A 5,460-nucleotide genomic window follows, 5' to 3' on the forward strand; every position below is an offset into this window, starting at 1 on the left:
TGTGGGCGGCGCGCAGCCGGGCGACCAGCCGACGGCCGTACCAGAATCCGGGCCTGCCGAGGGCGGGACGGACGACGGGCGCGGTGCCGGTGGCGGCCGGGGCGGGTGCGGGCGCCGGGTCGAGGTCGTCGTCGTCCGGTTCGGTTCCGGTGAGCGGGCGCTGTGATTCGTACGCGCTCCAGGTCCGGTTCGACAGGAACCAGAGGAGCGCCACCAGGGCGGTGGGCACCAGTGCGGCGAAGGCGAGCCTGCGGCCCGGCTGGGACCACCAGCCGCCCTGTGCCGTCGACAGGAAGCCGAGCCAGGACCGCTGGTTCGAGCAGTCCGGCACGCCCGCGCACTGCCAGGCCGCCAGGTCGAGCGCGACCTCGCAGGCCGCCGCGGTCAGCAGGACCGTGAGGCTGAGCGCGAGGAGCCGGACGAGAACGCCGTACAGGCGCACGGTGCGGGTGCGGGACCGGGCGGTGGGGCGCATCCAGTGGGCGAGGTTGACCACCATGAACGGGAGCAGCAGCAGCCACAGGGCGCGGGAGCCGTTGCCGGAGGTCAGGTTGGACCAGCAGTAGGCCTCGGCGATGGGACGGTCGCGGTACCGCTCCGGGTGCTGCTCGGCGTCCGTGTCTCCGGCCCGTCGGTAGATGGCGGCAGTCGCGTCGCCGGTGATCCGGACCGTACGCGGATCGTCGAGCATCTCCTGGGGGGTGGTGCCGCCCACGCCGTGGACCAGCAGTTCCAGCGCGGGCCCGGGACTCTGCGGGGCCTGGGTGGCAGGTGGCACTGGAGTGACTCACTCTCTGGGTTGTGGGGGGCGTGTCGGTGCGAGGTCACCAGAATCGCGGACGGGGTCCGGTGGCCGCACCGCTCTCACCGAATCTCCCCAGTGCGGCGGCCGGCGACACCGCGTGGCAGGATGACCCCGTTCGAAGAGACCGCTGCACGGCCATAGGGAAGGACCGGACCCGGCGTTGAGTGACAATCAGAACCTGCTCGCGGAGCAGCGGCGCGCCCTGATCCTCGACGAGGTGCGCAGGCGCGGCGGGGTCCGGGTCAATGAGCTGACCCGCAAGCTGAATGTCTCCGACATGACGGTACGCCGGGACCTGGACGCGCTGTCCCGCCAGGGGGTCATCGAGAAGGTGCACGGCGGGGCCGTTCCGGTGGTCGAGGCCAGTACCCACGAGCCCGGATTCGAGGCCAAGTCGGCGCTGGAGCTGACCGCCAAGGAGGACATCGCGCGGGCGGCGGCGGCCATGGCGGTGCCCGGCAGCGCGATCGCGCTCTCCGGCGGCACGACGACGTACGCGCTCGCCCAGCAACTGCTGGACGTACCGGATCTGACGGTGGTGACCAACTCGGTGCGGGTCGCCGATGTCTTCCACGCCGCCCAGCGGTCGGGGGGCGCGGCCGGGGCGCGGCCCGGGGCCGCCACGGTGGTGCTCACCGGTGGGGTGCGGACTCCTTCGGACTCGCTGGTCGGTCCGGTCGCCGATCAGGCGATCGCCTCCCTCCACTTCGATGTGCTGTTCCTCGGGGTGCACGGGATCTCGGTGGAGGCCGGGCTTTCGACGCCGAATCTGGCGGAGGCCGAGACCAACCGCCGTTTCGTCCAGTCGGCCCGGCGGGTGGTGGTGGTCGCCGACCACACCAAGTGGGGCACGGTGGGCCTGAGTTCGTTCGCGACGCTGGAGCAGGTGGACACATTCGTGACGGACGCGGGTCTGTCGGCCGCCGCCCGTGAGGAGATCGAGGAGCATCTGCCGGGCCTGGTGGTGTCGGGCCGGGCCGCGTAGGGCGGTTCCTGAGCCGACCGGACCGTGCGCGGATTCCGCTCGCTCGTGCCGAGCGGTGCACGGGCCTTTAGGATCGTGCTGTGGCCGTCTTCCGGATCGAGCGCTTCACCTCCTTGCCCGCCGCCGAGTCCTGGCGCCGGGTGACGGACTGGGAACGGCACGCCGCGCATGTACCGCTGACCACGATCACCGTCCGCACGGGGCTGCCGACCAGGGTCGGAACCGTTTTCGTGGCGCGCACGGGCGTGGGGCCGCTGGCGTTCGACGATCCGATGGAAGTGGTGCGGTGGACGCCGCCCGCCGCCGGGCGCGCAGGGCTGTGCCGGCTGGAGAAGCGCGGTTCGCTGGTGCTGGGCCGGGCGTCGATCGATGTGTATCCGACGGATTCCGGTTCCCATGTGGTGTGGGTGGAGGAGCTGGGCATCCGGCTGCTGCCGCGGTGGGGCGATCCGCTGATCGCCGGAGCGGGCCACCGGATCTTCGGCCGGGTGCTCGACAATATGCTGGACCTCCCGGCGCGGCACCGTCCGTAGCGTGTGACGGGGTCGGCCGAACACACTCTTCCGCACTGTCCGGGCACCCATGTCCGGGCACATATGTCCGGGTACCACGACGACATCTGATGGCACGTCAGCTATGGTGTGCGCGATCCGTCCGCCGCCGACCGCACGGGAGGTGCGTTCCATGCCACGCCGACTCCGTTCCGTGGAACTCGAGTTCGTCGATTCCGCTCCGCTGCGACTGGTCTTCGCCACCGAGGTGTCCGCGGCTCCCGAAGACGTATACCGTGCGCTCGCCGACGATGTGCCGGGCTGGCCGGGATGGTTCACGGCGGTGACGGCCGCCCGGCCCACCGAGGACGGCGCGGGCCGCGAGGTCCGGCTCAGGGGCGGCTTCGTGATCCGCGAGACGATCATGGCGGCGGAGCCCGGCAAGCGGTACGCCTACCGGGCCGACCGGACCAACGCCCCCGGCATGCGCGCCCTGCTGGAGGAGTGGCGGCTCACCCCGGCCGGAACCGGGACCCGGGTGCGGTGGACGTTCGCCGCCGACGGTTCGGCGCCGTTCCGGTACGCGCTGCGGCTGGCCCGGTCGGGGATGGGCCGGTCCTTCCGGGACGCGGTACGCAATCTCGACCGGCGGCTGTCCGGATCCGCGGCCTGAGGGCCGCTCCGCCGCGCGCACCCGGATCCGCGCCGGTCGTCAGGGCCAGTTGCCGTCGGCCAGGAAGGATTCGATGGTCGCCATGTACGGGGCGATGTCCAGGCCCTGTCCGGCGAGCCAGCTGTCGGAGTAGTACTTGTCGAGGTAGCGGTCGCCCGGGTCGCAGATCAGGGTGACGACGCTGCCCGTGCTGCCCTGCTCGACCATTTCGGCGACCAGTTTGAAGGCGCTCCACAGTCCGGTGCCGGTGGAGCCGCCGGCCTTGCGGCCGATGGCCTGCTCCAGGGCGCGTACGGCCGCGACACTGGCCGCGTCCGGCACCTTCATCATCCGGTCGATGGCCCCGGGCACGAAGCTCGGCTCCATCCGGGGCCTGCCGATGCCCTCGATCCGGGAGCCGCAGTCGCTGGTGGCCAGCGGATTGTGGTGGGTCCAGCCGTCGAAGAAGCAGGAGTTCTCCGGGTCGGGCACGCAGATCCGGGTGTCGAACTGCATGTAGTGCACATAGCGGGCGATGGTCGCCGAGGTGCCGCCGGTGCCCGCCGTGGCGACGATCCACGTCGGTTCCGGATAACGCTCCAGCCGCAGCTGCTGGTAGATCGACTCGGCGATGTTGTTGTTGCCTCGCCAGTCGGTGGCCCGCTCGGCGTAGGTGAACTGGTCCATGTAGTGCCCGCCGGTCTCCGCGGCGAGCGTGGCGGACTCCTCGTACATCTTCCGGGAGTCGTCGACGAAGTGACATCGGCCGCCGTGGAATTCGATCAGCCGGCACTTCTCGGGGCTGGTGGTGCGGGGCATCACGGCGATGAACGGCACGCCGATCAGCTTGGCGAAGTACGCCTCCGATACGGCCGTCGAACCGCTGGACGCCTCGATCACCGGCTTGCCCGGCCGGATCCAGCCGTTGCAGAGCCCGTAGAGGAACAGCGAGCGGGCCAGCCGGTGCTTGAGGCTGCCGGTGGGATGCGTCGACTCGTCCTTGAGATAGAGGTCGATGCCCCACGCCTCGGGCAGCGGGAAGCGCAGCAGATGGGTGTCGGCGGAGCGGTTGGCGTCGGCCTGGACCTTGCGCACCGCCTCCTTCAGCCAGGCCCGGTACCCGTGGTCGGAGCGGTCGATGTCGATCGTCGCCGCAGCCCGGCCGTCGTCCCCGTGCTTTTCGGTGCCCATCAGCGCGTTCCTCCTCGTGTCACCATCACTCCACCGACAACGGTATTCCCCCTACCTGCATAAACGTTCACTTTGATGGTCCATAGCCCTGCCTTGGCGTCAGCGGGCCCGGCAACCACCGCTCCGGGCCGGGACGCGGGCTGGCGCGCCGCTCCCGGTTTGTGCAGACTGCCCATCAGAAGTGTCACGAAGGGGGCGAAGCAGTCATGCCGGAAACGGAGTTCAGTGCGACGGGGGTACGGATCGAGCGGTGGGCCCGCTCGCTCACGAGGGCCGGGCAGGTGATCGTCAAGGACGGCAGGCTGGCCCTGCTGACCAGCAACGGGCGGGAGATCGACAGTGCCCCGGTGGTGGCGGTGAGCGCGGGCAGGCCGTGGTTCGCCGGAGCGGGCGCGGCCGTGGCCCGCGTCAACGGGACGCGGTACCGGCTGACGATGGGACAGCGCAACCGCGGGCCGGACCGGGCCGGCCCGGCCCGCCGGTTCCTCGAAACGCTGCGCAGCGCGGGCGGACGGATGACCTGACGCCGACGGCACCGCCGGGTCATCGCGAGTTGCGGAGCTGTGACCCCTGGGCGACATTGGACACGTCACTCATGGTTCACCGGCGGTGACACTGTGATCCACGCCGCCGGGGGCCGGATAGGCAGCCGGCCGGCTGCCGGATCCGTTCCTTCGTCTTCTTCCGGACCTATTTCGGGGAGTCGCAGCCGTGATCAGCGAGCCAAGCAGGCACTGCACGGTGGAGCTCCAGGCCCTGCCGTCGCGGATCGGTCAGGTCCGCAGAATCATCTCGGCGCAGTTGCGCTACTGGCATCTCGATCCTTTGATCGACCATGCGGCGCTCGGCGTCACCGAACTGCTGACCAATGTCCACCGGCATGCCCAGCCGGACAAATCATGCATCGTCGAGATCGAGCTGCTGCTCGAACGGCTGACGGTGTCCGTCCACGACCACGACCCACGGCTGCCGACCGTGCGCGAGCCCAGCGCGTCCAGCACGTCGGGGCGCGGGCTCGCCCTGATCGCCGCGGTCAGCGAGAGCTGGGGGGTCCGTCCGAGGGATGGGGCCGGGAAGGTCGTCTGGTTCACCCTTCCGGCGCCTCCCCGGTGCGCCGTGCTTCCGCCGCATCCGGTGTACGGGGCCACCACCGACGGGCCGTTCGAGCTGGACGCCGTCACGTACCTGGAGAGCGGTACGCCTTCCGTCGCGCGGTCGGCGGTGGTCGGCTGACGCGCCCGGACCCCGGCACACCGGGGAGGGCGAGGCGCCGGGCGGCGCCCCGCCCCTTCCCGCCGTGCGCTACTCGGCGGCGATCGCGCGGAGCACGTTCAGC

The 5,460-nt window shown here is 71.0% G+C and carries 6 protein-coding genes and 1 pseudogene; 5 read left to right on the top strand and 2 right to left on the bottom strand.

Features of this window, described 5'->3' with window-relative positions; genetic code table 11:
- Positions 1–778: pseudogene (locus ABZY11_RS42595) on the bottom strand (hypothetical protein); the annotation flags it as partial.
- A 187-nt stretch (positions 779–965) separates the two neighbouring features.
- Between ABZY11_RS42595 and ABZY11_RS42600 the strand changes: the two are divergent.
- The 3 genes from ABZY11_RS42600 (at position 966) to ABZY11_RS42610 (ending at position 2,954) form a co-directional block, all read left to right on the top strand.
- Positions 966–1,790, top strand: a complete 825-nt coding sequence (locus ABZY11_RS42600; RefSeq protein WP_356484323.1) for a DeoR/GlpR family DNA-binding transcription regulator — start codon at positions 966–968, stop codon at positions 1,788–1,790.
- 80 nt (positions 1,791–1,870) lie between these two features.
- Positions 1,871–2,323, top strand: a complete 453-nt coding sequence (locus ABZY11_RS42605; RefSeq protein WP_356484324.1) for an SRPBCC family protein — start codon at positions 1,871–1,873, stop codon at positions 2,321–2,323.
- Between the two features lie 151 nt (positions 2,324–2,474).
- On the top strand, positions 2,475–2,954 hold the full coding sequence (locus ABZY11_RS42610) for an SRPBCC family protein (RefSeq protein ID WP_356484325.1): 480 nt from the start codon (positions 2,475–2,477) through the stop codon (positions 2,952–2,954).
- 39 nt (positions 2,955–2,993) lie between these two features.
- Here ABZY11_RS42610 and ABZY11_RS42615 read toward each other — a convergent pair whose 3' ends face one another.
- Positions 2,994–4,124, bottom strand: coding sequence for a PLP-dependent cysteine synthase family protein (locus ABZY11_RS42615; protein WP_356484326.1), 1,131 nt, complete (start codon positions 4,122–4,124; stop codon positions 2,994–2,996).
- Positions 4,125–4,330: 206 nt separating this feature from the next.
- On the opposite strand from ABZY11_RS42615, the gene ABZY11_RS42620 reads away from it, so the two are divergent.
- Positions 4,331–4,648, top strand: coding sequence for a hypothetical protein (locus ABZY11_RS42620; protein ID WP_356484327.1), 318 nt, complete (start codon positions 4,331–4,333; stop codon positions 4,646–4,648).
- Positions 4,649–4,835: 187 nt separating this feature from the next.
- Positions 4,836–5,357 carry an ATP-binding protein gene (locus ABZY11_RS42625; RefSeq protein WP_356484328.1) on the top strand — a complete coding sequence of 174 codons (522 nt, stop codon included), beginning with the start codon at positions 4,836–4,838 and terminating at the stop codon, positions 5,355–5,357.
- The last annotated feature ends 103 nt before the right edge of the window (positions 5,358–5,460 follow it).

Origin of the sequence: Streptomyces sp. NPDC006510, from assembly GCF_040611955.1 — a bacterium.
Taxonomy (GTDB): Bacteria; Actinomycetota; Actinomycetes; order Streptomycetales; family Streptomycetaceae; genus Streptomyces.